At 52.4% G+C, this 273-nt stretch carries 1 protein-coding gene; it reads left to right on the top strand.

The genetic code is table 11. From position 1 onward, the window contains the following. Positions 1–30 precede the first annotated feature (30 nt). On the top strand, positions 31–273 hold a 243-nt coding region (locus PPOP_RS18935; protein ID WP_479691892.1), incomplete at its 3' end, for a hypothetical protein.

The raw sequence follows: 273 nt of genomic DNA, 5'->3' as shown, positions 1-273 counted from the left end.
CCGCCAGTATTGGATGAGGCTGCGGCGCGGATGATGGCTGAGGTTTGGTTAATAGCCACAGGTTTAGCTAACGAACGATTAAAAGCAGAACGTGATGCGTTGGATGTGGCACGAGCCGAACATGAGCGTGTCCAGTCAGAGACGGCGGAGATGGCCGACCAACTCGCGGATGAGATTGAGGCTTTGCGATTAGCAAGCGACAGTCTTAATGAAGCCCTTGACGCATCGATGAAGGACACTATGCATGCGCAGGAAGAGTTGCAAAATGAACGT

It is taken from the genome of Paenibacillus popilliae ATCC 14706, assembly GCF_000315235.1.
GTDB classification, from domain to species: domain Bacteria; phylum Bacillota; class Bacilli; order Paenibacillales; family Paenibacillaceae; genus Paenibacillus_B; species Paenibacillus_B popilliae.
This window is presented reverse-complemented; position numbering and strand designations above follow the sequence as displayed.